The sequence below is a fragment of the Pseudomonas sp. BF-RE-22 genome (genome assembly GCF_019956155.1).
GTDB classification, from domain to species: Bacteria; Pseudomonadota; Gammaproteobacteria; order Pseudomonadales; family Pseudomonadaceae; genus Aquipseudomonas; species Aquipseudomonas migulae.
Map to the genome: position 1 here is coordinate 65,224 of NZ_JAHBDD010000066.1, position 25,353 is coordinate 90,576.

23 protein-coding genes and 1 pseudogene are annotated in these 25,353 nt (G+C 60.1%); 8 read left to right on the forward strand and 16 right to left on the reverse strand.

Annotated features, from left to right (window positions below; all coding sequences use genetic code 11):
- Nucleotides 1-412 precede the first annotated feature (412 nt).
- The 4 genes from tcyN to KGA82_RS24785 all read right to left on the reverse strand — a co-directional run bounded on the left by tcyN (nt 413) and on the right by KGA82_RS24785 (nt 3,938).
- Nucleotides 413-1,168, reverse strand: coding sequence for an L-cystine ABC transporter ATP-binding protein TcyN (tcyN, locus tag KGA82_RS24770; RefSeq protein WP_008032484.1), 756 nt, complete (start codon nt 1,166-1,168; stop codon nt 413-415).
- Nucleotides 1,169-1,172: 4 nt separating this feature from the next.
- Entirely contained in the window at nt 1,173-1,838 is a 666-nt protein-coding gene (tcyL, locus tag KGA82_RS24775; RefSeq protein WP_008032482.1) for a cystine ABC transporter permease, read from the reverse strand.
- Nucleotides 1,838-2,638, reverse strand: coding sequence for a cystine ABC transporter substrate-binding protein (tcyJ, locus tag KGA82_RS24780; protein WP_008040169.1), 801 nt, complete (start codon nt 2,636-2,638; stop codon nt 1,838-1,840). The genes tcyL and tcyJ overlap by 1 nt, the downstream gene beginning before the upstream one ends.
- Nucleotides 2,639-2,945: 307 nt before the next feature.
- Entirely contained in the window at nt 2,946-3,938 is a 993-nt protein-coding gene (locus tag KGA82_RS24785; protein ID WP_008032477.1) for a D-cysteine desulfhydrase, read from the reverse strand.
- 192 nt (nt 3,939-4,130) lie between these two features.
- Here KGA82_RS24785 and epsC point away from each other — a divergent pair, with 192 nt between their 5' ends.
- Both epsC and betT read left to right on the forward strand, forming a co-directional pair.
- On the forward strand, nt 4,131-5,057 hold the full coding sequence (gene epsC / locus KGA82_RS24790) for a serine O-acetyltransferase EpsC (protein WP_008032476.1): 927 nt from the start codon (nt 4,131-4,133) through the stop codon (nt 5,055-5,057).
- Between the two features lie 423 nt (nt 5,058-5,480).
- Entirely contained in the window at nt 5,481-7,436 is a 1,956-nt protein-coding gene (betT, locus tag KGA82_RS24795) for a choline transporter BetT (protein ID WP_177318889.1), read from the forward strand.
- 2 nt (nt 7,437-7,438) lie between these two features.
- On the opposite strand, the gene KGA82_RS24800 is transcribed toward betT, so the two are convergent.
- A complete protein-coding gene (locus KGA82_RS24800) occupies nt 7,439-7,699 on the reverse strand; it encodes a hypothetical protein (RefSeq protein ID WP_008032471.1) in 261 nt (86 codons plus the stop codon).
- A 149-nt stretch (nt 7,700-7,848) separates the two neighbouring features.
- Nucleotides 7,849-8,589 carry an SDR family oxidoreductase gene (locus KGA82_RS24805; RefSeq protein WP_223452799.1) on the reverse strand — a complete coding sequence of 247 codons (741 nt, stop codon included), beginning with the start codon at nt 8,587-8,589 and terminating at the stop codon, nt 7,849-7,851.
- Between the two features lie 127 nt (nt 8,590-8,716).
- Between KGA82_RS24805 and KGA82_RS24810 the strand changes: the two genes are divergently transcribed.
- Nucleotides 8,717-9,607, forward strand: a complete 891-nt coding sequence (locus KGA82_RS24810; RefSeq protein ID WP_008032272.1) for a LysR family transcriptional regulator — start codon at nt 8,717-8,719, stop codon at nt 9,605-9,607.
- 134 nt (nt 9,608-9,741) lie between these two features.
- Nucleotides 9,742-10,779: an L-glyceraldehyde 3-phosphate reductase gene (gene mgrA / locus KGA82_RS24815; RefSeq protein ID WP_008040162.1), complete on the forward strand. Its 1,038-nt coding sequence runs from the start codon at nt 9,742-9,744 to the stop codon at nt 10,777-10,779.
- A 134-nt stretch (nt 10,780-10,913) separates the two neighbouring features.
- Here mgrA and tauD read toward each other — a convergent pair whose 3' ends face one another.
- The 7 genes from tauD to KGA82_RS24850 form a co-directional block, all read right to left on the reverse strand.
- The gene (tauD, locus tag KGA82_RS24820; protein ID WP_223452803.1) at nt 10,914-11,756 is read right to left on the reverse strand and encodes a taurine dioxygenase; all 843 of its coding nucleotides are present in this window, start codon (nt 11,754-11,756) and stop codon (nt 10,914-10,916) included.
- 55 nt (nt 11,757-11,811) lie between these two features.
- Complete coding sequence (gene tauC / locus KGA82_RS24825) at nt 11,812-12,645, reverse strand: taurine ABC transporter permease TauC (RefSeq protein WP_008032267.1); 834 nt, start codon at nt 12,643-12,645, stop codon at nt 11,812-11,814.
- On the reverse strand, nt 12,642-13,436 hold the full coding sequence (gene tauB, locus KGA82_RS24830) for a taurine ABC transporter ATP-binding subunit (RefSeq protein ID WP_008040159.1): 795 nt from the start codon (nt 13,434-13,436) through the stop codon (nt 12,642-12,644). Before tauB ends, tauC begins: the two co-directional genes overlap by 4 nt.
- Nucleotides 13,437-13,452: 16 nt before the next feature.
- Nucleotides 13,453-14,430 carry a taurine ABC transporter substrate-binding protein gene (gene tauA / locus KGA82_RS24835; protein WP_008032265.1) on the reverse strand — a complete coding sequence of 326 codons (978 nt, stop codon included), beginning with the start codon at nt 14,428-14,430 and terminating at the stop codon, nt 13,453-13,455.
- A 245-nt stretch (nt 14,431-14,675) separates the two neighbouring features.
- The gene (gene gshA / locus KGA82_RS24840; protein WP_192226737.1) at nt 14,676-16,259 is read right to left on the reverse strand and encodes a glutamate--cysteine ligase; all 1,584 of its coding nucleotides are present in this window, start codon (nt 16,257-16,259) and stop codon (nt 14,676-14,678) included.
- Nucleotides 16,260-16,494: 235 nt separating this feature from the next.
- On the reverse strand, nt 16,495-16,878 hold the full coding sequence (locus KGA82_RS24845; protein ID WP_008019061.1) for a PaaI family thioesterase: 384 nt from the start codon (nt 16,876-16,878) through the stop codon (nt 16,495-16,497).
- Entirely contained in the window at nt 16,878-19,202 is a 2,325-nt protein-coding gene (locus KGA82_RS24850) for a Tex family protein (protein ID WP_223413709.1), read from the reverse strand. Before KGA82_RS24850 ends, KGA82_RS24845 begins: the two co-directional genes overlap by 1 nt.
- A gap of 360 nt (nt 19,203-19,562) precedes the next feature.
- Here KGA82_RS24850 and ompR point away from each other — a divergent pair, with 360 nt between their 5' ends.
- Together ompR and KGA82_RS24860 are read left to right on the forward strand one after the other, a co-directional pair.
- Nucleotides 19,563-20,303 (forward strand): two-component system response regulator OmpR, encoded by a 741-nt coding sequence (gene ompR, locus KGA82_RS24855; RefSeq protein ID WP_008032260.1) that lies wholly within the window; start codon nt 19,563-19,565, stop codon nt 20,301-20,303.
- Nucleotides 20,304-20,406: 103 nt separating this feature from the next.
- Nucleotides 20,407-21,720, forward strand: a complete 1,314-nt coding sequence (locus tag KGA82_RS24860; protein ID WP_008032259.1) for an ATP-binding protein — start codon at nt 20,407-20,409, stop codon at nt 21,718-21,720.
- A 127-nt stretch (nt 21,721-21,847) separates the two neighbouring features.
- Here the strand turns inward: KGA82_RS24860 and rimK are convergent, their stop codons facing one another.
- Entirely contained in the window at nt 21,848-22,753 is a 906-nt protein-coding gene (gene rimK, locus KGA82_RS24865; protein ID WP_007949201.1) for a 30S ribosomal protein S6--L-glutamate ligase, read from the reverse strand.
- The gene (locus KGA82_RS24870) at nt 22,750-23,196 is read right to left on the reverse strand and encodes an ATP-dependent zinc protease (RefSeq protein WP_177318178.1); all 447 of its coding nucleotides are present in this window, start codon (nt 23,194-23,196) and stop codon (nt 22,750-22,752) included. The genes rimK and KGA82_RS24870 overlap by 4 nt, the downstream gene beginning before the upstream one ends.
- A 247-nt stretch (nt 23,197-23,443) precedes the next feature.
- Here KGA82_RS24870 and KGA82_RS24875 point away from each other — a divergent pair, with 247 nt between their 5' ends.
- The gene (locus KGA82_RS24875) at nt 23,444-23,851 is read left to right on the forward strand and encodes an RNA-binding S4 domain-containing protein (RefSeq protein WP_008025063.1); all 408 of its coding nucleotides are present in this window, start codon (nt 23,444-23,446) and stop codon (nt 23,849-23,851) included.
- Between the two features lie 160 nt (nt 23,852-24,011).
- On the opposite strand, the pseudogene KGA82_RS24880 reads toward KGA82_RS24875, so the two are convergent.
- Nucleotides 24,012-24,252, reverse strand: a pseudogene (locus KGA82_RS24880) (phosphoesterase); the annotation flags it as partial.
- A 103-nt stretch (nt 24,253-24,355) separates the two neighbouring features.
- Between KGA82_RS24880 and hslO the strand changes: the two are divergent.
- On the forward strand, nt 24,356-25,258 hold the full coding sequence (hslO, locus tag KGA82_RS24885; RefSeq protein WP_008025061.1) for an Hsp33 family molecular chaperone HslO: 903 nt from the start codon (nt 24,356-24,358) through the stop codon (nt 25,256-25,258).
- Nucleotides 25,259-25,353 lie beyond the last annotated feature (95 nt).

Below are 25,353 nucleotides of genomic sequence, written 5' to 3' on the forward strand. Positions count from 1 at the left end.
ACGGCTCATTACTTGCGTATGAACAATGATTGAACGTGATGAGTTCGTTTGCCGGAGACTAGATAAGAGTGCGCTGGAATAAGTGTCAATAGAGTTGGTTAGTTAAGTAACGAATCTTTCGTTATTCAGAAAGCTCCTACGCTTTCAGGTCCGGAAGCCCCATCGACTTGTCGAACAAACCCACCGAATCAGCGGTTTTTGGAGGTGGGGGGCGCCGGTTGTTCGTGTGGCAATGCGCAAGTGTTTTGTGGATTTTAGGCGAGGATAATCTGTCGCAGGACATATATATGTACCGCACACGATTATTGAAAGAGGGTTAAATTGTAAGAGTGGTTTTAGTGGCAGTTGCAGGGGGGTATGAAGTTTCGATGTAACTTCCATCCGTGGAAGTTTATGTCGCTGTTATGGCTGCTCAGTGTTGAGCGTTGTTCAGGAACTTGCTGAGAAACTGTTTTGTCCGTTCTTCTTTCGGATGGGCAAACAATTCTTTGGCTTCGCCTTGCTCGACAATCACACCCTTGTCGAAAAACACCACTCGGTTGGCCACGTCGCGGGCAAAGCCCATTTCGTGGGTCACGATGACCATGGTGCGCTTCTCCTCGGCGAGGCTGCGGATGGTCGCCAGCACTTCCCCCACCAGCTCCGGATCGAGTGCCGAGGTGGGTTCGTCGAACAGAATCACTTCCGGTTCCATCGCCAGCGCACGGGCAATCGCCACACGCTGTTGTTGTCCACCGGAAAGGCGTCGCGGGTACGCGTCTTCCTTGCCTGCCAGGCCAACCCTGGCCAGCAGCTTTTTACCCAGGGCAACGGCTTCGGCGTGCGCGATCTTCTTGACGATGATCGGGCCTTCGATGACGTTTTCCAGGGCGGTGCGATGCGGGAACAGGTTGAAGTTCTGGAACACGAAGCCGACGTGCTGACGCAAGCGCCGCACCAGGCTCTGCTGCTGGTTCAACGGGCGGCTGCCATCGATCTCGATGTCACCGACCTTGATCCGGCCGCTGGAGGGTTCTTCGAGAAAATTCAGGCAACGCAGGAACGTGGTTTTCCCCGAGCCGCTCGGCCCGATGATTGCCACCACCTCGCCTTCCTTCACTTCCAGATCAATGCCGTTAAGCACTACTTGACCCTTGAACTGCTTTGTCAGTTTTTCCACGACAATCATGGGGTCAGGACTCCTGGTCGTGCCGATTGACCCGCTCTTCCAACTTGTTCTGCAGGTGCGAGAGCACCGTGGCCAGAACCCAGTAGATCAGCGCGGCGGCAAGATACATGGTGAAAATTTCGAAAGTCCGGGCGGTAATCAGCTGCGCCTGACGGAACAGTTCCGGCACCTGAATGGTGGCGGCCAGCGCCGTGTCCTTGACCAGCGAGATGAAGCTGTTGCCCAGCGGCGGCAATGCCGTGCGCATCGCTTGCGGCAGGATGGCCCGGCGCAATGTCTGCGCGCGGGTCATGCCGATACTCGCGGCGGCTTCCCACTGGCCACGCTCGATGGAGCTGATCGCGGCACGCAGGATTTCGCAGGCGTAGGCGGCCATGTTCAGCGAGAAGCCGATCAGGGCCGCCGGCAGCGGATCAAGTTCGATGCCCAATTGCGGCAAGCCGTAATAGATCACGAACAGTTGCACCAGCAACGGCGTGCCGCGAAAGAACGACACGTAGATGCGGGCCAGCCAGCTCACCAGTTTGAAGCGCGACAGGCGCATCAACGCCAGGCCGAACCCCATCACCAGGCCGAAAAACATCCCGCCCAGGCTGAGGATTACCGTGTAGTACGCGCCCTTCAGCAGGAAGGGCGCGGAGTCCAGCGCAAGTTGGAAAGCTTCTCCCATTATTTGGTGACGTCAGCGCTGAAGTATTTTTCCGAAAGCTTTTTCAGCGTACCGTCGGCACGCAGCTTGTCGATGGCCTTGTTCACCGCTGCCAGCAACTCAGGCTCGCCTTTGCGCAGGGCAATGCCGGCTTCCTGACGGGAGAACGCTTCGCCGGCGGCGGAAGTGTCCTTGGCCTTCTTGGCGTATTCCAGTGCGGCGAGGCGGTCGATCAGGATGGCGTCAGTGCGACCGTTACGCAGGTCTGCGAACTTGCTCGGATCATCTTCGTAGGTGCGCACGTCAGCGGTCGGCACGTTGGCTTTAACCCACTGCTCGTAGTTGGTGCCCAGGCCTACGCCGACTTTCTTGCCAGCCAGGTCGGCGGCAGACTTGATGTTCAACTCGGCAGCTTTTTTGGTCAGCACCAGCGCCTGAATCCCGGAAACGGTGTACGGCTCGGAGAAGTCATACTTCTTCTTGCGCTCTTCGGAGATAGTCACCTGGTTGACCACTGCGTCCAGACGCTTGGATTCCAGCGCCGCGAGGATGCCGTCCCATTTGGTCGGTTGCAGTTTGACCTTCACGCCCAGCTCTTTGGCCAGGGCTTCGGAGAACTCGACTTCGAAGCCGGTCAGTTTGCCGTCGGCGTCAACGAAACTGAACGGTGGGTAAGTGCCTTCCAGGCCGACGTTGATCACGCCAGCGTCCTTGATTTTTTGCAGTTGCTCACCGGCAACCGCTTGCCCCAGCAGACCGGCGCTCAGCGCCAGGCCCAGCGAACCCACCAGCAGATTTCGACGTAGTGCGGAAAAATTCATGACAAGCCCCTGTGATTTCTTATGAAGACGCTTTTAGGAATGTTGGCAAAATCGGGATTTGGACGACTGCGATATCCTGCCCTAAAGCAGCGTATGCGTCTCGCTGCAAATTCGCCTGCGGCGTGACTATATGACGGTGCTTATAGATAGGAAAATAATAAATACTGCGTTTGTTATTCCTTAAAGGAATATGTGTCGGTTAGACCGCTATCGCCGGCAAGCCGGCTCCTACAGGGGCGTGCGCGATTTTTCATTCGACGCGAACCCTGTAGGAGCCAGCTTGCTGGCGATAGAGCGCGCAGCGCTCTCAGAAAGCCGAATCGTAGGCAAACAACGCCGGCGCCCCACCGGTGTGCAGGAAAATGATCGGTCCTTCATCAAAACGCTGACGCCCAATCCCGTCCAGCAACCCCGCCATCGCCTTGCCGGTATACACCGGGTCCAGCAATAAACCTTCCTGGCTCGCAACCAGTTTTACCGCCGACAACGTCCCGGCATTCGGCTCACCATAGCGCGGGCCGAAATATTCGTCCCACAACTCGACTTTGAAGCTCGCTGGCAGGCTGACGCCCAACAGCGCTGCGGTGCGCTCGGCGAGGCCTTGAACCTTCGGCCGCTGATCTTCTTCGCTGCGCGAAACCGTCACGCCAATCACTGGCAAATCCGGCAGTGCTTCGCTCAACGCGAGCGCCAGGCCGCTGTGGGTCCCGGCGCTGCCCGATGCCAGCACCACGGCGGCGAAGGTCAGGCCGGTGTCCTTGATCTGTTCGGCCAATTCCAGCCCCGCGCGCACATAACCCAGGGCGCCCAACGCATTGGAGCCTCCAATCGGCACCAGATACGGCTTTTTGCCGTTGCTGCGCAGGCGTGCGGCCAATGCTTCCAGTTGCTCGTCAGCGTTGTCGAGGTTGTCCACCAGCTCGACCTTGGCATCGAACAGGTCAAGCAGCAGCCGATTGCCGTTGCCGACATAGTTGGCGTCTTCGGTACCCAAAGGATTTTCCAGCAACGCTACGCATCCCAGGCCCAGTTTGGCGGCGAGGGCGGCGGTCTGGCGCACGTGGTTGGATTGCAGCGCGCCGGCAGTGATCAGCGTGTCCGCGCCCTGGGCCAGCGCATCGGCGCCCAGGTATTCGAGTTTGCGCAGCTTGTTACCGCCCATCGCCAGCGGCGTCAGGTCATCGCGTTTGACGTACACGTCGCGGCCCAGCCAGGCTGACAGGCGTTCGAGTTTTTCCAGAGGGGTCGGGTGGCCGAGCAGATCGAGGCGGTCAAAACGGGCGAGCTGTTGTTTGATCATGGGTCCGTACTGGCGGTGAGAGATGTCAGGACTATAGGCACGCCCAAATGCATGGGCAACCGGCAAGATTACTTATAGCCAAAAGTGCTGAGCACAGCACAATCAGTTCTTAATTCGGTTTCCAGACCTTGCCGTAAAGTAATCGCCGTCAGTGCGGCCAGACAGTCCGGCCGCCCGTGTGGAGTTTTTACCGTGAGCGAGCGTTCCAGCCATTGGCAATTGCAGACCATCGTCAGCCAACTGCGCACGGCGCGTGACGAGTGGCGTGCACAAAACGGCCGCGCCAGCGGCGAGCAGGGTGGCCGCGAGTTGCCTTCCCGAGCGGCCATGGCGGAGATTCTTGAAGCGTTGTGCGGGGCGTTGTTCCCGATGCGCCTGGGGCCGGTCGACCTGCGTGAAGAGAGTGAAGATTTCTACGTCGGTCACACGCTTGATGTCGCGTTGAATGCGTTGCTGGGGCAGGCACGGCTCGAATTGCGTTACGCCGCCCGCCACAGTGCCTCGGCCGACACTGAAGTCGAAGCCAAAACGATCCAGATCATCCAGGACTTCGCACTCGCCCTGCCGGGCCTGCGCAGCCTGCTGGACACCGATGTGCTGGCGGCCTATCACGGTGACCCGGCGGCCCGCAGCGTCGATGAAGTGCTGCTGTGCTATCCGGGGATTCTGGCGGTGATTCACCATCGCCTCGCGCACCATTTGTACCGTGCCGGGCTGCCGCTGCTGGCGCGGATCAGTGCAGAAATCGCGCACTCGGCGACCGGTATCGACATTCACCCGGGCGCGCAGATCGGCCGCAGCTTTTTCATTGATCACGGGACGGGCGTGGTGATCGGCGAGACCGCGATCATCGGCGAGCGTGTGCGGATTTATCAGGCCGTGACCCTGGGCGCCAAACGCTTCCCGGCGGATGAAGACGGCCAGTTGCAGAAGGGCCATCCGCGGCATCCGATTGTTGAAGACGATGTGGTGATTTATGCCGGCGCGACCATTCTGGGGCGGATCACCATCGGCAAGGGCTCGACTATTGGCGGCAACGTTTGGCTGACGCGCAGCGTTCCGGCAGGGGCCAACCTGACACAGGCGAATTTGCAGCATGATGATGGGACGCAGAAGTAGGGCCCGAAGGCTTTAGCGGCCTTTCAGACGCCATCGCCAGCAAGCCGGCTCCTACAAAGTTTGTGTCGAACGATAATTTTGTGAGCGACACAAAACCTGTAGGAGCCGGCTTGCTGGCGATCGGTTTCAAGACAAACCGCGATAACGGCATCCACCCATTTCCCCACTGAACACCCCCCCAAACCCCGCGTCATACCCATCCTTGAGCTAGCGTACGAACACTACCGCCGAGCCCTGCGATTAGTCCTTAGCCCCCTATCCATGTTTAACTTGAACGTTCATTCAAGTTAAACCGTCGGTTTGCTGCCCGCTCACAACAGGAGGCTTGCCCTTGCCGAGTCCGTTATTGATTGCCCGGTTTCACCCCCTCGAGGTGCACCTTTCATGAGTGCATCGTCCACCCCCGCCAGCGGCCAGATCCGCATGAATCCGCCGGTGTTTTACTTCGCGGCGACCTTTATTTTTCTGTTCGGCATCGTCGTTATCGCCATGCCTGAACAAGCCGGCGCCTGGTTGCTGCAAGCGCAAAACTGGGCGGCCAATACGGTCGGCTGGTATTACATGCTCGCGATGACGCTGTATCTGGTCTTCGTGGTGGTCACCGCCTTGTCCGGCTACGGCAAGATCAAGCTCGGTGCCGACCACGACGAGCCCGAATTCAGTTACCTGTCCTGGGCCGGCATGCTGTTCGCCGCCGGGATCAGCATCACGCTGTTCTTCTTTTGCGTGTCCGAACCATTGACCCATCTGTTGCAACCGCCGCAAGGCGAGGCCGGCACAGCGGACGCGGCGCGCCAGGCGATGCAGATTCTGTTTCTGCATTGGGGGCTGCACGGCTGGGGCGTGTTTGCCTTCGTCGGCATGGCGCTGGCCTACTTCGCATACCGCCATAACCTGCCGTTGGCCTTGCGTTCGGCGCTGTACCCACTGATCGGCAAACGCATCAACGGCCCGATCGGTTATGCGGTGGATGGCTTCGGCATCATCGCCACGGTGTTCGGCCTCGGTGCCGACATGGGCTTCGGCGTGTTGCACCTCAACTCGGGCCTGGATTACCTGTTCGGCATCGCTCACACCCAGTGGATTCAGGTCGGCCTGATCACGCTGATGATGGGCGCGGCGATCATCGTCGCGGTGGCTGGCGTCGATAAAGGCGTGCGGGTGATGTCCGACATCAACATGCTGCTGGCCTGTGCGCTGCTGCTGTTCGTGTTGTTCGCCGGCCCTACGCAGCACCTGCTCAATACCCTGATCCAGAACCTCGGCGACTACCTCGGCGCCTTGCCGATGAAAAGTTTCGACCTCTACGCCTACGACAAACCCAGCGACTGGCTGGGCGGCTGGACGGTGTTCTACTGGGCGTGGTGGATCGCGTGGTCGCCGTTCGTGGGTCTGTTCATCGCACGGATTTCCCGTGGCCGCACCATTCGCGAATTCGTCTTCGGCGTGCTGTTGATCCCGCTCGGTTTCACCCTGGCGTGGATGTCGATTTTCGGCAATAGCGCCATCGACCAGGTGCTCAATCACGGCATGAGCGCGCTCGGCATGTCGGCCATCGACAACCCGTCGATGACGCTGTACCTGCTGCTGGAAACCTACCCGTGGAGCAAAACCGTGATTGCGGTCACGGTGTTCATCAGCTTCGTGTTCTTCGTCACCTCGGCCGATTCCGGCACCGTGGTGCTGTCGACACTCTCGGCCAAGGGCGGCAACCCGGATGAAGACGGGCCGAAATGGCTGCGGGTGTTCTGGGGCGCGATGACCGCGCTGGTCACCAGTGCGCTGCTGTTTTCGGGCAGCATCGATGCGCTGAAGTCAGCGGTGGTGCTGACTTCGTTGCCGTTTTCGATGATCTTGCTGCTGATGATGTGGGGGCTGCACAAGGCGTTTTACCTGGAGTCGCAGAAGCAGATCGCGCAGCTGCATTCCCTGGCGCCGGTGTCCGGATCGCGGCGCGGCGGTTGGCGTCAGCGTTTGAGTCAGGCGGTGCATTTCCCGTCGCGGGATGAGGTCTATCGCTTCCTCGACACGACGGTGCGCCCGGCGATTGAAGAGGTGTCGGCGGTGTTCGTCGAGAAGGGTTTGAACGTGATCACTCAACCCGATCCGGCAAACGACAGCGTCAGCCTGGAAATCGGTCACGGCGAGCAGCATCCGTTCATCTATCAGGTGCAGATGCGTGGCTACTTCACGCCGTCATTCGCCCGTGGCGGCATGGGGCCCAAGCAACTCAACAATCGCCGTTATTATCGGGCCGAAGTGCACCTGAGCGAGGGCAGTCAGGACTACGATCTGGTGGGCTACACCAAGGATCAGGTCATCAACGACATCCTCGATCAGTACGAGCGGCACCTGCAGTTTTTGCATCTGGTGCGTTGAACTCAGGCCTCGCTGCTCATCACCATGAACAACACCAGCGCCGCCACCGGGATGCTGAACACGATGCTGCCGACCACCAGCTCCGTGGTCACGGACTGGCCGGCGGTGACCACGCCGATGGCGCCGTTGATCATCGTCAGGGCCAGCCACAACACGATGAAGCTGTAGGTCAGCGTCTGGCGGCTGAAGCCGATGTTCTCGCCGATGAACAGCATCAGCGCCAGTAGGACCAGGCCGAAGGTGATGATGATCGTGGTGTGCATGATGCGTTCCTCCCTTCAGGTGTAGTGCGTCTTTAAGACCGCCTTCGCGGGCAAGCCTCGCTCCTACAGTTTTGTGTCGCTCCTGTAGGAGCGAGCGGTGCGACGATTCGACTTGCCCGCGAAGGCGTCAATCCTGCCTACATAGCAGCTTAAACCAACCCGCCATTCACCCGCAGAATCTGTCCATTGACCCACGCCGAATCAGGGCCGACGAGAAAGGACACAACGCGCGAGATGTCTTCCGGCTGCCCCAGGCGTTCCAGCGGCGGTATCTTGGCAAAGTTCTGGATTTGCTCTTCGCTCTTGCCGTGAAGGAACAAATCGGTCGCCACCGGGCCAGGCGCAACGGCGTTGACGGTGATGTTGCGACCGCGCATTTCCTTGGCGAACACCTGAGTCAGGGACTCCACCGCGGCTTTGCTGGCGATGTACACGGCGTAACCCGGCAGGTTCATGCCGACGGTGCTGCTGGAGAAATTGACGATCCGGCCACCGCTGTTCAAACGGGTCGCCGCTTCACGCAACGTATTGAAAGTGCCGCGGGCGTGAATGTTGAAGTTCTGGTCGAACAGTTCGTCCGTGTGCTGCGCCAGCGGCATCACTTTGAGGATGCCGGCGTTGTTGATCAGCACATCGACTTTGCCCAGTTGTGTTTCGGTTTCGTCGAACATCCGGCGTACATCGTCGGCATTGGCCACGTCAGCCTTGATCGCTATGGCTTGATGGCCGGCCTGACGCAGTTCAACGACCAGCTTTGAGGCTTCAGTGGCGCTGCTGGCGTAGTTGATGGCGACGGCGAAACCTTCGCTGGCCAGTTGTTTGGCGATCACGGCGCCGATGCCGCGGGAGGCGCCGGTCACGATGGCAACTTTCGAAGTTTGAGTAGTCATGGCGGTGAATCCTTTGAGGGTGTCTGTTTGGGGTGAAGCCAGACTCACATGTTTACTCAGGCTGATAAATGCACGAGAGTTGCCTTGACTGTTCAATAAACGCCAACAATCAAAGGTCTCGAACGCCATGGATCAAGTCAAAGCGATGAAGGTGTTCGTGCGGATCTACGAGCGCAGCAGCTTCACCCTGGCCGCCGAAGACCTGAACCTGCCACGGGCAACCCTGACCCACACGCTGAACCAGTTCGAAGCCTGGCTCGGTACGCGTTTACTGGAGCGCAGCACGCGTAAGGTGCGTCCTACGCTGGACGGCGAGGCGTACTACTTGCGCTGTGTGCAATTGCTGGCGGAACTGGAAGAAGCTGAACTGGCTTTTCGCAGCGTCGCGCCGAAGGGGCGATTGCGGGTGGATTTGCATGGCACGCTGGCCAAGAGTTTTGTCATCCCCGCCTTGCCGCAATTCATGGAGCGCTATCCGGATATCGAACTGTCCATCAGCGAGGCCGACCGCTTTGTCGACCTGATCGCTGAAGGCGTCGACTGTGTGCTGCGGGCCGGCACGCTGGGTGATTCGGCATTGATCGGCAAACGCGTTGCCAACCTGCGCCAGATCACCTGCGCCAGCCCCGCCTACCTGCGCAAATACGGCGAACCGAAAACCCTCGAAGACCTGAAACACCATCGCGCTGTGAACTACGTCTCGCGCACCACGGCGAAGTTGTTCCCGTTCGAATTCATGGTCGATGGCGAATTGCAGGAAGTCGCCATCGAGGGCGCGATCTCGGTGTTCGGCGCAGAAATCTACGCCGCCTCGGCCATTGCCGGACTGGGCCTGATCCAGTGCCCGCATTACCGAATGGAAACGCAGATCGCCCAAGGCCTGGTGCAGGAAGTCCTGATCGACACGCCGCCACCACCGATGCCGGTTTCAGTGTTGTATCCGCACAACCGACACATGTCGCCACGGGTTCGGGTGTTTGTGGATTGGTTGGGGGAGGTGTTTGCAGGGGCGCGTTAGCCCCTCGAATCGAAAATATGTGAAACGTTTCAGCATTTCCTCAAGTCCGAGGTCTATCGACGTTTGTCTGGGCGTATGCTGGGCAACTTGCGAAGCAGTCGATACCAACTTCAAGACAGACAAGAGAGGATTCGATGACCTACACCGCTGCCGAAAACCGCTACGACTCCATCCCTTACCGCCGCGTCGGTCGCAGCGGTCTGGTGTTGCCGGCGTTGTCCCTGGGGCTGTGGCACAACTTCGGCGACAGCACGCCGATCGACACCCAGCGTTCGTTGCTGCGCACGGCGTTCGATCTGGGGATCAACCACTTCGACCTCGCCAATAACTATGGTCCGCCGTATGGTAGCGCCGAGACCAACTTCGGGCGTTTGCTGCGTGAAGATTTCAAGCAGTATCGCGACGAGCTGATCATCTCGAGCAAGGCGGGTTGGGACATGTGGCCCGGTCCTTATGGGCAGGGCGGTGGTTCGCGTAAATACGTGCTGGCCAGCCTTGATCAGAGCCTGCAGCGTCTGGGCCTGGAATACGTGGATATTTTCTACTCCCACCGTTTCGACCCGGACACGCCGCTGGAAGAAACCGCCAGCGCACTGGCCACGGCGGTGCAGCAGGGCAAGGCGTTGTACATCGGTATCTCGTCGTATTCCGGGGTGAAAACCCGTGAGATGGCGGCGCTGTTGCAAGAGTGGAAAGTGCCGTTGCTGATTCACCAGCCGGCCTACAACCTGCTCAATCGCTGGGTGGAAAAGGATCTGCTGGATGTCACCGACGAGCTGGGCACCGGCGTGATTGCGTTCACGCCGTTGGCGCAGGGCCTGTTGACCGACAAATACCTCAACGGCATTCCGAAGGATGCGCGGGTCAATCGTCCGGGCGGCGGTTCGTTGCAGTCCTCGCATCTGTCGGAGGCCAACATTGCCCATGTGCGTGGGCTCAATGAGATTGCCAAGCGTCGCGGCCAGAGCCTGGCGCAACTGGCGTTGGCGTGGACGCTGCGCGACCCTCGGGTGACTTCGGCGCTGATCGGTGCGAGCCGGCCGGAGCAGATTATCGAGAACGTCGGGGCGTTGAAGAATCTGAGCTTCAGTGCGGAAGAGTTGGCGGAGATTGACCGGTTTGCCCAAGAGGGCGGGATCAATCTTTGGGAGAAGCCTTCGACTGCGGAGTAAGCGTTCGCGCCGGTTTATCTGGCGCCTGCTATATCACCTTCGCGAGCAAGCCCGCTCCCACATTGAACGCGGTCTAATGTGGGAGCGGGCTTGCTCGCGAAGAGGTCATCAATGTCAATAAAGAACTCCGGGGCTCACCGAAAAAACGGCACATCCCCCAACACCGTAGCCCGCTGCATCACCCGCCGTGCCGGCCGGTAGTCATCCACCGCGTAATGCTGCGTCACGCGGTTGTCCCAGAACGCGATGTCGTCCTGCTGCCAGCGCCAGCGAATGGTGAATTCCGGCCGCGTGGAATGGGCGAACAGAAACTTCAGAATCGTCTCGCTCTCCGTCTCCGACAGTTCATTGATCTTCGACGTAAACCCTTCACTGACGAACAACGAACGGCGCCCGCTCACCGGGTGCGTGCGAATGACCGGGTGCGACAGCGGTGGATTCTTGCGGCGAGCCTCTTCCCACTGAGCCAATGCTTCAGGCGTGTTGCCATAGCGTTCCAACGGAAACGAACGGGTGAAATCGTGCGTCGCCGTCAGCCCTTCCAGCAGACTTTTCATCGGCGCGGACAGCGCCTCATAGGCCGCAATACCGCTGGCCCACAACGTGTCGCCACCAAACTCCGGCAACAGTTTTGCGCTGAGCACCGCGCCCATCGCCGGGGTCGGCAGGAAGGTCACGTCGGTGTGCCAGATCGCGTTGTCGCGCACGTCGGTGACGGCGGTGTCGAGGATCAGTACTTCTGGCTGTTCCGGCACATTGGGGTAGATCGGGTGAATGTGCAGGTCGCCGAAGTTGGCGGCGAAACGCGCCTGTTGCTGCGGCGTGATCGGCTGGTCGCGGAAGAACAAAACCTGATGTTTGAGCAGTGCCTGTTCGATGGCATCGCGCTGTTCCAGGTTCAGTGGCTGACTGATGTCGATGCCGCTGATGTGCGCGCCGAGGGCGGAGCTGAGGGGGACGATTGTCAGGTTGCTCATGGTGGTTCTCTTCAATCCGGGGTGCCGATCTGTCGGCATGGTCAATGACAAGTCGTTAGTGAGCCTGGCCGTGCCACGGCACCAGTTTGCGTTGCAGCGCACGCAAGCCCATCTCCATGGCGAAGGCGATCAGCGCAATCACCAGAATCCCCAGCACCACCACATCGGTGACCAGGAACTGTGCGGCCGACTGCACCATGAAGCCCAGGCCGCTGGTGGCGGCGATCAGTTCGGCGGCGACCAGCGTTGACCAGCCCACGCCCAGACCGATGCGCACGCCGGTCAAAATGTCCGGCAACGCACTCGGCAAAATCACATGGCGAATCAACTGCGCCCGGGTCGCGCCTAAAGATTGTGCTGCACGCAATTTGGCCGGGTCGACGGTGCGCACGCCAGTCGCGGTGGCGATGGCGATCGGGGCGAAAATCGCCAGGTAAATCAGCAGGACTTTCGACAGTTCACCAATGCCACACCAGATGACAATCAACGGCAGATAGGCCAGCGGTGGAATCGGGCGGTAGAACTCGATCAGCGGATCGAGAATGCCGCGCGCAATACGGTTGTGACCGATGGCGATGCCGACCGGCACGGCGGTCAGCACGGCAAAACCAAGACCCAGACCGATGCGGCTGAGGCTCGCGCCCAAGTGCTGCCACAACGTCGAATCCATGTAGCCGGTGGTCACCAGCAGCCAGCCTTTTTGCAGCACGGCGGACGGTGGCGGCAGGAACAGCGGTTCGATCATTCCTGTGGCGGTAACGGCCCACCACAGGGCAACCAACGCGACCAGGGTCAGCACGCTGATCCAGCGAGTACTGAGGCTTCGCCGAACAGGAATCACCGTCGAACCCGGTTTCACCGTCACGGCCGGAATTTCATAGCTGCTCATGCGCGCTCCTGCCGCGTGGCGGCGCTGCGTTGGGAGAACACTTTGGCGAGTACGTGTTCGCGGGTTTCGATAAAGCGCGGGTCGGATTTGATCGCCCGTGCGGACTCGCCGGCGGCGTAACGCTGACCAAAATCCAGGCTCAGGCGCTCGACGATTTGCCCGGGGTTTGGCGCCAGCAGAATCAGGTCCGTGGCGAGAAATACCGCTTCTTCAATATCGTGGGTAATCAGGAATACGGGTTTGGCGGTGCGCTGCCAGACTTGCAGCAGCAGCTCCTGCATCTGTTCGCGGGTGAAGGCGTCGAGGGCGCCGAAAGGTTCGTCCATCAACAACACGCGAGGATCGGCGGCGAGTGCACGGGCCAGGCCAACACGCTGCTTCTGGCCACCGGAAAGTTGCCAGATCCGCCGGTTTTCGAAACCGGAAAGGTCCACCAGTGCGAGCATTTCCCGAGCACGGATTTCACGTTTGTCCCGGGAGACACCGGCCAGTTCCAGACCGAAACCGACGTTGGCCAGCACGTCTTGCCAAGGCAGCAGTGCGTCGTCCTGGAACACCACGCCGCGTTCGGCGCTCGGGCCTTTGACCGGCACGCCATCGAGGGTGATGCGCCCGGCGCTGGGTTCGACGAAACCGGCAATCAGGTTCAACAGCGAAGTCTTGCCACTGCCGGACGGGCCGAGGGCCACCAGCAATTGCTGGGGCCCAAGGCTCAAGGAAATATCCGCCAATACCGGTTCCGGACTACCGGGGTACTGTGCGCTGATGCGCTCCAGCTGTAGCAAGGCCATCGCAATTAACTCCCGATCAGTTGGTGATGAACTTGGCGCTGACGTACGGCGCGTAGTCCGGCAGCACGGCCTCGACCTTGCCTTGTTCTTTCAGGAACACGGCGGTGTCGGTGATGGCTTTGGTGGTCGGCGCGCCGAGGGTGATCACCTGATCAGCCGCCAGCGGGTAGACGTTGCCTTGCAGCAGCAGCGGAATGTCGCTGGCCTTGGCACCGGACAGCTTCACCAGCTTGTCGACGTTGGATTGATTGGCGAGCCAGGCTTTAGGGTCTTTGCGGTAATCGGCGTAGGCGTCGAGGGTGACTTTGGCGAACGCGGTGACGATTTCCGGGTGCTTCTCGGCGAAGTCTTTACGCACGATCCAGGCATCGAACGTTGGTGCGCCGAACTTGGCCAGTTCACCAGAGGTGATCAGCACTTTGCCGTTTTCCTTGGCCACACCGAGCGCTGGGTCCCACACGTAGGTGGCGTCGATGTCACCGCGTTTCCATGCGGCGATGATGGCTGGCGGGGCGAGGTTGAGCACGGTGACTTTCGAAGGGTCGATGTTCCAGTGCTTCAACGCGGCGAGCAGGCTGTAGTGGCCGGTGGAAACGAACGGCACGGCGATTTTCTTGCCGATCAGGTCTTGCGGCGTCTTGATCCCGGAGCCGTCGCGGGCAACCAAGGCTTCAGCGGCACCGATCTGGGTGGCGATGAGGAAGGTTTCAACCGGGACTTTGCGGGTGATTGCAGCCGTCAGAGGGCTGGAACCGAGGTAGCCGATCTGCACGTCGCCGGAAGCGATGGCGGCGATGATGTCGGCACCGTTGTCGAATTTGCGCCAGTCGATCTTGGCGTTGGTGGCTTTTTCGTAGGCGCCGTCGGCCTGGGCGACTTTCGCCGGGTCCACGGTGGTCTGGTAGGCGACAGTCACGTCAGCCGCCTGGGCAAAGAAACTCGCCGCAGCCAAAGACGCGGCCGCCAGGAGGCGAAGAGGGAAATGCAGTTTCATTGGGAAGCTCCTTTTCAGGCGGACCGAGAGTCGGCGTGAAAAAGAGACTAAATGATATAAGAATCCGAAAATAAATAACTTTTTCGAATGAGCTTATGAGCGGAAAATTCTAAGCAAGACCGCGGCGCAGCCTTCGCGGGCAAGCCTCGCTCCTACAGGTTGGGGGTCGAGTCACAACTGGGTGACCGACACAAAACTGTAGGAGCGAGGCTTGCCCGCGAAAAGATTCGAAGGACCTTCAGAGGTTAGTTGCTGATCGCCAGAATGCTCGCCTGATACGAGCCGACAAACACATCGAAATCGCCGACTTCGTTCTGCTCCAGCTCCACTTGCTCCGCCAGCGACGAACGCGCGCGCTCTTCAAACGTTGCCTGGTCTTCGCTGCTCAACGGCTCGCTGCGGAAATATTCCGCATGGGCCTGGCTCTGGCGCAGGGAGAACTGGCTGAAGCTTTCCTTGTGTTCGGCCATTGCCGCCAGCACCTGGGCCGATGGCGTCAGGGACGAGTCCTTGACCTTGGCCAGTTGCGCGTCCAATGCCTTGCTGTGCGCATCGCCGCCATGGCTCTGATCCAGCAATGCCGCCAGTGGCGCAATCTTCTCCAGCAACTCTCCGGCCCATTCCTTCAGGTCAACCGGTTGACCGTCGCGTTGCAATTGCAGGCCCGGACGGCGACCTTCCTTGACCACGCTGAGGAAGTTCGATGTCGCGTTGCCGCACGAATTACTGGTCAACAGCGGGCTGTCGTTCAGCGCGCAATACAGCAGGAACGCATCGAGGAACCGCGACTCGGTCAGGTCGATACCCATCGGCAGGAACGGGTTGATGTCCAGGCAACGCACTTCGACGTACTGAATGCCACGGGCCACCAGGGCCTGGATCGGCCGCTCGCCGGTGTAGGTCACGCGTTTCGGGCGGATGTTGGAGTAGTACTCGTTTTCGATCTGCAGGATGTTGGTGTTGAGCTGAACCCACTCACCGTCCTGATGCGTGCCGATTTCGACATACGGCGCATACGGTGTGGCCACCGCTTTGCGCAGGCTGTCGGTGTAGCTCGCCAGGTCGTTGTAGCACGGCGTCAGGCCGGCCTGGGCGTTGCTCTGGTAACCCAGATCGCTCATGCGCAGGCTGGTGGCGTACGGCAGGTACAAGGTGTCCGGGTCCAGCTGTTCCAACTGATGCGTGCGACCGCGCAGGAAACCGGCGTCCAGCGCTGGCGAAGCACCGAACAGGTACATCAGCAGCCAGCTGTAGCGGCGGAAATTACGGATCAGCGCGATGTAGGCCGACGACTGATAGTCGCGGTCAGTGCCGACAAAGCCTTCCGCCTGCTTGAGCAGCGGCCAGAGCTTCTCCGGCAGGGAGAAGTTGTAGTGAATCCCGGCGATGCACTGCATGGTCTTGCCGTAGCGCAGGGCCAGGCCCTTACGGTAGACATACTTGAGCTTGCCGATGTTGGAGGTGCCGTAATAGGCGATCGGAATATCTTCCTCGGCCGGCAACGGGCACGGCATCGATGGACTCCACAGGTACTCGTTGCCGAGCTTGCTGTAGGCAAAACGGTGAATCCTGTCCAGGCTCGCCAGGGTGTCGGCCGGGTCGGGCAGGGCGGGCGTGATGAACTCCAGCAGCGACTCGGAATAGTCGGTGGTGATTTGTTCGTTGGTCAGCGCGGAACCCAATTCTTCCGGGTGCGGCGTTTGCGCCAGGCGACCTTCGCCGGTCACGCGCAGGCATTCACGTTCGATGCCGTGAAGGCACTGTTCGAGCAGAGAGAGGTTAGCGCGCTCGCCGAGCAGAGCCAGGCGGCGGTTGAGAAGTTCGCTCAAGTTGGATTCCTTCACGCGTCAGTCGCCCCAATATGGGGGTGGGCAGGACGGTCTACAAGGGTGAAGTTGAAACTGGCGTTTTCGCCTGGTTTTGTAGGAGCGAGCTTGCTCGCGAAGGACTTGAGGGCGCCGCGTTCATCCAGGCGACCCTAGTCTTCGTTGACCTCCATCGCGAGCAAGCTTGCTCCTACAGGGATTCGTTGCGCTGAAATTAACTCAAAATGATGGCATTCATCTACAGGACAGCGAACGTGCCTTGTGCTTTTGCGACGAGTTTGTCGCCCTGCATCACGTCGGCTTCGACCACCAGCGTGCGGCGGCCCGGGTGGATCACCCGCGCCGTGCACATCACCTCACCGTCGGAAACGGCGCGGATGTAGTTGATCTTGCACTCGATGGTCGCGCTCTGCTGGTCAAAGCCGTGGGTGCTGGAACAGGCCAGCCCCATGGCAATGTCCACCAGGCTGAACAAGGCCCCGCCGTGCAGCTTGCCGCCGCGATTGCGCAGTTCGGGTTCAAGCGCCAGGGCGACTTGCGCCACCCCGGTTTCCAGGCTGTGCAAGCGACAGCCCAGTAGCTTGAAAAACGCGCTTTCGGTCAGCCCGGCCGGGATCTCCATCAGCGTTTCTTCAACTGCTTGGCGTTAGCGAACAACGAAGCCATGGCGTTGTTGGACGGGGCCGCCGCCGTGGTTTCCTTGCGCGGTGCAGTGTTCTGGGACTGGCGCGGTGCCGACCCCGGACGCGCACCACGGGCACCGTCGATTTTCTCGCCCGGGGTGTCGCTCATGCGCATCGACAGGCCGACGCGTTTGCGCGGGATATCGACTTCCATGACCTTCACTTTCACCACGTCACCGGCCTTCACCGCTTCACGCGGGTCCTTGATGAACTTCTCCGAAAGCGCAGAGATGTGCACCAAACCGTCCTGATGCACGCCGATATCGACGAACGCACCGAAGTTGGTCACGTTGGTCACGACGCCTTCGAGGATCATGCCCAGTTGCAGGTCCTTGAGGTCTTCGACGCCTTCCTGGAACTCGGCGGTCTTGAACTCCGGACGCGGGTCGCGGCCAGGTTTTTCCAGCTCTTGCAGGATGTCGGTGACCGTTGGCAGACCGAAGGTTTCGTCGGTGTACTTCTTCGGATCAAGACGCTTGAGGAAGCTCGCGTCGCCGATCAGCGAGCGAATGTCGCGGTCGGTTTCAGCAGCGATGCGTTGCACCAGCGGATAGGCTTCCGGGTGAACCGCAGACGAATCCAGCGGGTTGTCGCCGTTCATCACGCGTAGGAAACCGGCCGCCTGTTCGAAGGTTTTTTCGCCCAGACGCGCCACTTTCTTCAACGCTGCGCGGGTCTTGAACGCGCCGTGCTCGTCACGGTGGCTGACGATGTTCTGCGCCAGGGTCGCGTTGAGGCCGGAGATACGGGCCAGCAGCGCCACGGACGCAGTGTTCACGTCCACGCCGACGGCGTTCACGCAGTCCTCGACCACAGCGTCCAGGCCGCGCGCCAGTTTCAGCTGCGACACGTCGTGCTGGTACTGGCCGACACCGATGGATTTCGGATCGATTTTAACCAGTTCGGCCAGCGGATCCTGCAAGCGACGGGCGATGGACACCGCGCCACGGATCGATACGTCGAGGTCCGGGAATTCCTTCGAAGCCAGTTCCGACGCCGAGTAAACCGATGCACCGGCCTCGGAGACCATGACTTTGGTCATCTTCATGGCTGGGTATTTTTTGATCAGCTCAGCAGCCAGCTTGTCGGTTTCGCGGCTGGCGGTGCCGTTGCCGATGGCGATCAGGTCCACCGAGTGCTTGGCGCACAGGGCGGCGAGAATCGCCAGGGTCTGGTCCCACTTGTTGTGCGGCACGTGCGGGTAAACCGTGGCGTGATCCAGCAGCTTGCCGGTGGCGTCGACCACGGCGACCTTGCAACCGGTGCGCAGGCCCGGGTCGAGGCCCAGGGTGGCACGCGGGCCAGCCGGAGCCGACAGCAGCAGGTCGTGCAGGTTGTGCGCGAACACGTTGATCGCTTCGGTTTCCGCGCCATCGCGCAGCTCGCCCAGCAAGTCGGTTTCGAGGTGGGTGTAGAGCTTGACCTTCCAGGTCCAGCGCACCACTTCGCCCAGCCATTTGTCGGCGGCGCGGTTCTGGTTCTGGATGCCGAACTGCTGACCGATCATGCCTTCGCACGGGTGCATGGTGCCCGGCAGTTCGTCGCCGACTTTCAGCGCGGAGCTGAGAATGCCTTCGTTGCGGCCACGGAAAATCGCCAGCGCGCGGTGCGACGGCATGCTTTTCAGCGGTTCGTCGTGTTCGAAATAGTCGCGGAACTTGGCGCCTTCCTCTTCCTTGCCGGCGATCACGCGGGCACTGAGAGTGGCTTCTTGCTTCAAGTAGTTGCGCAGTTTGTCCAGCAGGCCGGCGTCTTCGGCGAAGCGCTCCATGAGGATGTACTTGGCGCCTTCGAGGGCCGCCTTCACATCGGCCACGCCTTTTTCGGCGTTGATGAAGCGTGCGGCTTCGGTGTCCGGGGCCAGCGAGGGATCGTTGAACAGGCCGTCGGCCAGCTCGCCGAGGCCGGCTTCCAGGGCGATCTGGCCCTTGGTGCGGCGCTTTTGCTTGTACGGCAGGTACAAGTCTTCGAGGCGGGTCTTGGTGTCGGCGAGTTTGATGTCGCGTTCGAGTTGCGGGGTCAGCTTGCCTTGCTCTTCGATGCTGGCGAGGATGCTGATGCGCCGTTCGTCGAGTTCTCGCAGGTAGCGCAGACGCTCTTCCAGATGACGCAACTGGATGTCATCGAGGCTGCCGGTCACTTCTTTCCGGTAACGGGCGATGAAGGGAACGGTAGAGCCTTCATCGAGTAGCGCGACGGCCGCTTCGACCTGTTGTGGGCGTACGCCGAGTTCCTCGGCGATGCGGCTGTTGATGCTGTCCATAAAACCACCTGACAAATTGTGAAAGCAGGCTCGCGGGCGCGGGGATAAAGGCTCGGCGAGTCTGGTTGAGCGGCCTGGCCTGCGCCGCTACCTGGATCAACAGGCATCCCGTTGACCCGTGAAATCGAACAATTACTGCCGTGGCGATGAAAATAAAAAGCCGCCGCGACGGTAACGATCAGACGTTGCCTGACACAAAAGGCCGCGCATTATAACCAGCGTTCTGTCATTCGGGGGCATCACAGGCTGTAGGCACAATGCCCGGATTTCTGGCGGTGAAGGAAAAATCTGCTAACAATGCACACGGTGCGTATAACGGCAGCTACGCCATAATGCGCGCCGAGATCAAAGGAGCATCCAATGAGCAGCACTGCAAACATTGCTGAAGGCGAAAAAATTCTTATCGTTGACGACGATCCGGGGCTCAGCAGCCTGCTGGAACGCTTTTTCGTCAGCAAGGGCTACCGCGCCCGCGCCGTACCGAACACCGAACAAATGGACCGCCTGCTGGCGCGTGAAGTGTTCAACCTGGTCGTCCTCGACCTGATGCTGCCCGGCGAAGACGGTCTGACCGCCTGCCGCCGTCTGCGCGGCGCGAACAATCAGATTCCGATCATCATGCTCACCGCCAAGGGCGACGAGCTGAGCCGCATCAAGGGCCTTGAACTGGGCGCCGACGATTACCTGGCCAAGCCATTCAACCCGGACGAGCTGATGGCTCGCGTCAAAGCGGTCCTGCGTCGTCAGTCGGCGCCGGTGCCGGGTGCGCCGGGCAGCGAAGACGAAAGCGTGACCTTCGGTGACTACGAGCTGTCCCTGGCGACTCGCGAACTGAAACGCGGTGACGAAGTGCACATGCTCACCACCGGTGAGTTTGCGGTACTCAAGGCCCTGGTCATGAACGCGCGTCAGCCACTGACCCGCGACAAGCTGATGAACCTGGCCCGTGGCCGCGAGTGGGATGCCCTGGAGCGTTCCATCGACGTGCAGATTTCCCGTCTGCGCCGGATGATCGAGCCTGATCCGTCCAAGCCGCGTTACATCCAGACTGTCTGGGGCGTGGGCTACGTGTTCGTTCCGGATGGCGCCGCCACCAAGTGATCGGCGATTTGTAGGAGCGGGTCGTGCGGATGATGTTGTCCGCAGACTCGCGATCCGCAATATGCGAGCATCGCTCGCTCCTGCAAGTGTGTAGCGGTTATTCATGAAAACCCCGGTTTGGTTCCCCCAGAGTTTCTTCTCCCGCACCCTGTGGCTGGTGCTGATTGTCGTCCTGTTTTCCAAGGCGCTGACCCTGGTTTATCTGTTGATGAACGAAGACGTGCTGGTGGATCGTCAATACAGCCACGGCGTCGCCCTGACGCTGCGCGCCTATTGGGCGGCCGATGAAAACAATCGCGACAAGATTGCCGAAGCCGCGACCCTGATCCGGGTGGTGGGCACCGGTGTGCCAGAAGGCGAGCAACACTGGCCCTACAGCGAGATCTATCAGCGGCAGATGCAGGCCGAACTCGGTGCCGACACCGAGGTGCGATTACGCATGCACTCGCCGCCAGCGCTGTGGGTCCGGGCGCCGAGCCTGGGCGATGGCTGGCTGAAAGTACCGCTGTATCCGCATCCTTTGCGTGGCCAGAAAATCTGGAACGTGCTCGGCTGGTTCCTTGCCATTGGCTTGCTGTCCACCGCCTCGGCGTGGATCTTCGTCAGCCAGCTCAATCAACCCTTGAAGCGTCTGGTCTATGCCGCCCGCCAACTTGGCCAGGGCCGCAGCGTGCGCCTGCCGATCAGCGACACGCCGAGCGAGATGACCGAGGTGTACCGCGCGTTCAACCAGATGGCCGAAGACGTCGAACAGGCTGGCCGCGAGCGCGAGCTGATGCTGGCCGGGGTGTCCCATGACCTGCGAACACCGCTGACTCGTTTGCGCTTGTCATTGGAACTGATGGGCGACCACAGCGACCTGACGGACGACATGGTCCGCGACATCGAGGACATGGACGCGATTCTCGACCAGTTCCTCGCGTTTATCCGCGATGGCCGCGATGAATCGGTGGAAGAGGTGGACTTGAGCGATCTGGTCCGCGAAGTCGCCGCGCCGTTTAACCAGAATGAAGAGAAAGTGCGCTTGCGTCTGGAGCCGATTCAGCCGTTTCCGCTGCGTCGCGTGTCCATGAAACGGTTGCTGAACAACCTGATCGGCAATGCGCTGCATCACGCTGGCAGCGGTGTTGAGGTGGCGGCTTATGTGTCCGGGGATGTCAGCGCCCCGTATGTGGTGCTGAGCGTCATGGACCGTGGGGCGGGGATTGATCCGTCGGAGCTGGAGGCGATCTTCAATCCGTTTACCCGTGGGGATCGTGCTCGCGGTGGCAAAGGGACCGGGTTGGGTCTGGCGATCGTGAAGCGGATTGCTTCGATGCATGGTGGAAATGTTGAGCTGCGCAACCGGTCCGGTGGTGGGCTGGAAGCGCGGGTGCGGTTGCCGCTTGGATTGATGTTGCCTCGGGATGCGGTTTAACAACTGAGATCTTCAGTGGGGCTGATGGCCCTTTCGCGGGCAAGCCTCGCTCCTACATGGATTTATGATCACTGTAGGAGCGAGGCTTGCCCGCGAAGACGGCATCACTGCCGCCACTTATTCAGGATCAGCCCTTACCCTTGGTCCGAGTCATATTCGGCCCACCATTCTTCTCAAGATGCTCAATGATGATCCCCGCCACATTCTTCCCAGTGGTGGTTTCAATCCCTTCCAGTCCCGGCGACGAATTCACTTCCATCACCAACGGCCCGTGATTCGAACGCAGAATATCCACACCCGCCACCGCCAGTCCCATCACCTTCGCAGCGCGTAATGCAGTCATGCGTTCTTCCGGCGTGATCTTGATCAGGCTGGCGCTGCCACCGCGATGCAGGTTGGAACGAAACTCCCCAGGCTTGGCCTGACGCTTCATCGCCGCAATCACCTTGTCACCGACCACGAAGCAGCGGATGTCCGCACCGCCGGCTTCCTTGATGTATTCCTGAACCATGATGTTCTGCTTGAGGCCCATGAACGCCTCGATCACTGATTCCGCCGCCGTTGCGGTTTCGCACAGCACCACGCCGATGCCCTGGGTGCCTTCCAGCACCTTGATCACCAGCGGCGCGCCGTTGACCATGTCGATCAGGTCGGGAATGTCATCCGGAGAGTGGGCAAACCCGGTGACCGGCAAACCGATCCCACGGCGCGAGAGCAATTGCAGCGAACGCAGTTTGTCTCGCGAGCGGGCAATGGCCACCGATTCGTTAAGCGGGAACACCCCCATCATTTCAAATTGACGCAGTACCGCGCAGCCATAGAACGTTACCGACGCACCGATCCGGGGGATCACCGCGTCGAAACCTTCCAGCGGCTTGCCGCGGTAGTGGATCTGCGGTTTGTGGCTGGCAATGTTCATGTAGGCGCGCAGGGTGTCGATCACCACCATTTCATGGCCACGCTCGGTACCGGCTTCGACCAGACGACGAGTGGAATACAGACGCGGGTTCCGCGACAGCACAGCGATCTTCATGCAACACCTGTGGAGGAGGTAGATACCGGGAACACCGGCTTGTCTTGTACATACTTAATGCCCGGATTGACCACCAGTTGGCCGTCGATCAGGGCTTTGGAACCGAGAAGCAGGCGATAACGCATGGACTTGCGGCAGGCGAGGGTGAACTCGACGGGCCAGACCCGATCACCGAGGGCCAGGGTGGTGCTGACCACGTAACGCTTCTGCGCCTGGCCGTTGGAGCTCTTGATGGATTTCATCGTCACCAGCGGTGCTTCACAGCGTCGGTGTCGCAACTGCACTACCGTGCCCAGGTGCGCGGTGAAGCGCACCCACTGTTCGCCGTCGCGCTCGAACGGCTCGATGTCAGTGGCATGCAGGCTGGAGGTGCTGGCGCCGGTGTCGATTTTTGCCCGCAGGCCCGCAACTCCCAAACCCGGGAGCGCCACCCACTCGCGCAGACCGACAACGGTCAAATGGTCAAATGTCTTCAAAGGTACTCAACCGGTGGATACCGCTGGGGCCGCACGCGGCCGGATTCGCGGTATTCACGCAGAATAATGGTTAAAAGGCGACAGATATCTACAGCCCGGAATTCCACCCCTGCAAGCGAGGTGTGGCGTGCGCATTGTAGTACGGGTCGGTGGAAATCCTGGCACGACAGAAACGGTAGTACAGTTCACCAATATTTCAGAATGAGGAAATTCCATGGCACAAAAAAGCGAAGAGGACGACAAGGTCCGTCTCGATAAGTGGTTGTGGGCCGCGCGTTTTTATAAAACACGTGCCTTGGCGAAAGCGGCGATTGAAAGTGGCAAGGTGCATTGCCGTGGCGAGCGCTGCAAGCCGGGCAAAGAGCCGCGGATCGGCGACGAGTTTCAGATTCGCGCAGGGTTCGAGGAGCGCACGGTGGTGGTCCAGGCGTTATCGATCGTGCGCCGTGGTGCGCCGGAAGCTCAGACCTTGTACGCCGAAACCGAGGCCAGCATCGCCAAGCGCGAAGCGGCTGCGGCGATGCGCAAGGCGGGCTCGCTGGGCGTGAGCACCGACGGCAAACCAAGCAAGAAGCAGCGGCGGGATCTGTTTAAATTTCGTGGGAGCAGCAACGACGAGTGAGGCTGTTGCTTCTGCGTTGTCTGGGCTGACGCCTTCGCGGGCAAGCCCGCCCCCACAAGGGATACGCATTTCAATGTGGGAGCGAGCCTGCTCGCGATCGAGTGCGCAGCACTCGCCAGCCATCCCCGGATTCAGGCACTACGCACCACACTTATCCGACCAGCAGTATCCCCCAGACCACCGCATCGAACGGTCGAAGACTTGCAATTACCCGAATGCGCAGCCATATCGGGTGAATCGCCAGCGGCGAATCGAGTGGATGGAAAGCCACTCGTCGAAAATCACACACAGCCTCTGACCTGTAGGCCATAACCAGAAGGCCAGCAGCACCAGCGGCACAAAATTGCACAACGCCACCGGCAGACGTCCCACCTTGCTTGGAACAAAACCGGATTGTTCATAAAATGCCTCCCATGGCTGAACAGTGCGCACCAAAACGGTGCTACAGAGGCGCGATTTTCTCGTTTGTAACCTTTTTATCATTTACTTCAGATACCCAGACCTATGACCGATCTACCGGATACCGACTACACCCAACGCTTCATCTTCGATGACAGCGACACCCGCGGCGAGCTGGTTTCGTTGGAGCGCAGCTACGCCGAGGTCCTTGCCAAACACCCGTATCCGGAGCCGGTCGCGCAACTGCTTGGTGAACTGATGGCCGCCGCGTCGTTGCTGGTCGGCACCTTGAAGTTTGATGGTCTGCTGATTCTTCAGGCGCGGTCCGACGGCCCGATCCCGTTGCTGATGATCGAATGCTCCAGCGAACGTGATATCCGTGGTCTGGCCCGTTACGAGGCCGACCAGATCGCCCCCGACGCCACCCTCGCCGACCTGATGCCCAACGGCGTTTTGGCGCTGACCGTCGACCCGACCGTGGGCCAGCGTTATCAGGGCATCGTCGACCTGGATGGCGAAACCCTCTCGGAATGCTTCACTAACTACTTCGTGATGTCGCAACAGGTGGGCACACGTTTCTGGCTGTACGCCGATGGCCGTCGCGCCCGTGGCCTGTTGCTTCAGCAACTGCCCGCCGACCGCCTGAAAGACGAAGAAGAACGCGCCGCCAGCTGGCAGCACATCACCGCGCTGGGCAGTACCCTGACCGCCGATGAATTGCTCGGTCTGGACAACGAAACCGTGCTCCATCGTCTCTACCACGAAGAGCAGGTCCGGCTGTTCGATGTGCAGAAATTGCGCTTCCGTTGCAGCTGCTCGCGCGAACGTTCTGCCAATGCTCTGGTCAGTTTGGGTCTGGAAGATGCGCAGAGCCTGGTCGTCGAACACGGTGGCAACATCGAGGTCGACTGTCAGTTCTGCAATGAACGTTACCTGTTCGACGCCGCCGATATTGTTCAATTATTCGCCGGTGCGGGCGTCGACACGCCGTCAGATACCCGTCACTAAAACGGTTCAGCGCAGGTAAATTCACTGGAAAGTGCCGGAATAACGCCGTTACGACGGGAGGGCCCTACTTTTTTTGGGCGTTTCTGGCATAATCC